The 3,192-nt window shown below is 69.9% G+C and carries 2 protein-coding genes; one reads left to right on the top strand and one right to left on the bottom strand.

The genetic code is table 11. The features are described from left to right. Positions 1-142 precede the first annotated feature (142 nt). Positions 143-1,297 (bottom strand): AbrB family transcriptional regulator, encoded by a 1,155-nt coding sequence (locus GOOTI_RS06665; RefSeq protein WP_007237801.1) that lies wholly within the window; start codon positions 1,295-1,297, stop codon positions 143-145. Between the two features lie 124 nt (positions 1,298-1,421). Here GOOTI_RS06665 and menD point away from each other — a divergent pair, with 124 nt between their 5' ends. Continuing rightward, positions 1,422-3,128: a 2-succinyl-5-enolpyruvyl-6-hydroxy-3-cyclohexene-1-carboxylic-acid synthase gene (gene menD, locus GOOTI_RS06660; RefSeq protein WP_039993658.1), complete on the top strand. Its 1,707-nt coding sequence runs from the start codon at positions 1,422-1,424 to the stop codon at positions 3,126-3,128. The last annotated feature ends 64 nt before the right edge of the window (positions 3,129-3,192 follow it).

The following is a 3,192-nucleotide window of genomic DNA, read 5'->3' as shown; positions in this document are numbered from 1 at the left end:
GTGTCCGGTGCCGTCGGGGCGCTCTGTGTCGTCGGTGTGGTCTTTTCGGGCTGGCTCTCACCGGTCATGGCTTCAATGTATATGCGACTCCGGTCACAGTAACAATGGGAGTCCAACAATGGGAGTCCGGTGGTTGCACCGATCAGGAGGCAGGTCTGCGTGCCGCGGCACGTGCGGCGAACGGTGCGACGAACAGCATGAGCAGCACGCGCAGGATCTGGGCGGCGACCACGAATGCGACGTTCGACCCGGCAGCGGTCGCGGCGGCGAGCACTGCGTAGATGCCGCCGGGAGTGGTGGCCAGGTAGCAATCGAACATCGATTCGCCGGTCCACCACGACAGCAGCACGCCGAGCAGGGCGCAGCCGATGCCTATCGCGAGGATCAGGACGATCGCGGCGGGGAGGATACGGCCGATGGCGCGAAGTCGGGGAACGGTGAATCCGAGGCCTGCCTGCCATCCGATGACCGCGTATGCGACCGCGAGCAGCACCGATGGGACGGCCGCGTCACCGGCGATCCCGGTGAGTTCGGCCGCGGTCGCGAGCGCCATCGGTCCGAGCAGGCCCGCGGCGGGGAGATGGACGAGGCGTCCGAGGGGATATCCCACACCGATGCAGACCGCGAGGAGCAGCACACCCCACGCCTGGTCGCCCCACGTCGGGCGGACCACGACGGCCGTCGACGACGACGCGTAGAACACCAACGACGCCACGAGGGGAATGGTGCTGGTCACGATCGCGACCCGAACGTACTGGACGACCGCGACTACGCGCTCATCACCACCGAGATCGCGGGTCAGCGCAACCAGGCCCGACGCCCCGCCCGCGACCAGGGCGAGGGAGCCCGTCAGGGCGTCGACGTCATTGTGGAGACCCAGGAGCGCACCTCCCGCGACGGACAGCGCCAGTGTGCAGAGCCCGACGACAAGGACGGGTAGCCAGTCGGAGCCCAGTCCCGAGATGGTCGTCGGGTCGGCCATGGTGCCGATGTAGACACCGACGGTGCCCTGAGCTGCGAGCATCGCCGCACGCGGAACCATGGGCGGGTCGGTGCTGTGGGCGGGTTTTGCGGTGCCGTCGGCGTCGGGGGCGGTGCTGTCGGCGGATTTTCCGGTGCCGTCGGCGTGTTTTCCGGTGCCGCCGGCTGAAGACCGCGGCCGTGGGGCGAGGCCGACGATCGCGAGGAGTGCGGCCACGAGGAGTCCGGCGAAGAGCGGCGCGGCGTCGACGTCGATGAGGTCCAGCAGGACGCTGACACCGACCGTGAGCGCCGCGAGCAGGAACCAGCGGGACACCCGGTCGAGCCTAGCGAGGGTGTGGCCGGGTGCTCTCGGTGTGGATCTTGGTGCTGTCGGCGGGAAATGCGGTGCCGTCGGCGCGGATCTCGGTGCCCTCGGCGTCGGACATAGGCTGGAGCTCATGAATTCCTCGACAACGTCACGTCCCGGTGGGCGGGGTGCGCAGGGGCCGAATCCATCGACGCTGCAGGCGCGGGTGATCGTCGACGAGATGGTCCGCGGCGGTGTGCGGGAGGCGGTGCTGTGTCCGGGTTCGCGCAACGCGCCGCTGGCCTACGCGCTGTACCTGGCGGATCGGGAGGGTCGGCTGCGGTTGCACGTGCGCATCGACGAGCGCTCGGCGGGCTTTCTGGCGTTGGGGCTGGCGGTGTCGTCGGGGCAGCCGGTGCCGATCGTGATGACGAGCGGCACGGCCGTCGCGAACATGGGACCCGCGGTGTTCGAAGCGAACTATGCGCGGGTGCCGCTGGTGGTGGTCAGCGCCAATCGGCCCTATGAGCTCCTGGGGTCGGGAGCGAACCAGACTGTCGAGCAGTTCGGCATCTTCGGTACACAGGTTCGGGCGGCGATCAGTATCGGACTGGCCGAGGAGGGCCTAGACACGAACAGCCAGTGGCGGTCGGCGGTCGGGCGGGTGCTGGCGTCGGCGCGTGGTGCGCGGACGGGAAACCCCGGCCCGGTGCAGTTCGACATCCCGCTGCGCGAGCCGCTGGTGTCCGACGTCGCGTCGTCGGAGGACGATCTGGGTGTCTTCGCGGGTAGGCCGGGCGGCGTGCCGTGGACGCAGGCGCCGGTCGCGAAACTCGACGTCCCGCTGCCGATCGACCTGTCGCTGGACACGGTGGTGATCTCCGGACACGGGTCGGGCGTACATCCCGAGCTGGCGGGGGTGCCGACGGTCGCCGAACCGACCGCACCGCACGCCGCGACGCCGCTGCATCCGCTCGCGCTCGGCTCGATCAAGCCGCAGCAGGCGATCATCTGTGGACGTCCGACGCTGCATCGCGGGGTGTCACGGTTGCTGGCCGATCCCGACGTGCGCGTCTACGCGCTGACCACCGGACCGCGCTGGCCGGATGTGTCGGGAAATGTGTACGCCACCGGGACGCGCGCCGAAGTGATCGGCGAGCCACGCGAGGACTGGCTGAAGGAGTGCGCGGCGCTGGAGCAGCGCGTGCTAGGAGCCGTCGACGCCGTGCTCGACGAACCGGGTCCGCCGACCGGGCTGCACGTGGCACGGGTGGTGAGCGCCGCGCTGTCCGCGGGCGACCAATTCGTGGTGGGCGCAAGTAATCCGATCCGCGACGTCGCGCTGGCCGGTCGGGTGTCCGAGGGGGTCCGCGTGCTGTCGAACCGGGGTGTCGCGGGAATCGACGGCACGAACTCGACGGCGATCGGGGCAGCGCTGGCCGGTGGGTCGGCGCGGACCGTTGCCCTGATGGGCGACCTGACCTTCATCCACGACTCGACCGGACTGATCATCGGACCGGGGGAGCCGCGGCCGTCGTCGCTGCGGATCGTCGTCGCGAACGACGATGGTGGCGGCATCTTCGGGCTGCTCGAGCAGGGGGATCCAGGGCTCGACTCCGGCGCACTGTCGGGCGCGTACGAGCGGGTCTTCGGGACGCCCCATCGCACCGACCTCGCCGCGTTGTGCGCAGGGATGCGGGTGGCGCATCGTCGGGTGTCGCTGGGCGAGCTGTCGGGTGTACTGAGTGAGCCGCTGAGTCCGGAGGCCGGGGGCATCGAGGTGGTCGAGGTGGTCACCGACCGCTCGCGGCTACGGGAGGTGCACGCCGCGATCGCGGCACAGGTCGCGCAGAAATAGGGCCGTCGGCGTCGACGGTTATCCTGGCAGCCATGAATCCGACCATCCTGCGACGTGTGCAGAA

It is taken from the genome of Gordonia otitidis NBRC 100426, assembly GCF_000248075.1.
Taxonomy (GTDB): Bacteria; Actinomycetota; Actinomycetes; order Mycobacteriales; family Mycobacteriaceae; genus Gordonia; species Gordonia otitidis.
Note: the sequence above shows the minus strand (reverse complement) of the source record. Positions and strands in the feature narration are given on the sequence as shown.

Excerpts from the sequence above, each read along its gene's own strand:
- menD (WP_039993658.1), top strand. The coding sequence starts at position 1,422 with ATGAATTCCTCGACAACGTCACGTCCCGGTGGGCGGGGTGCGCAGGGG.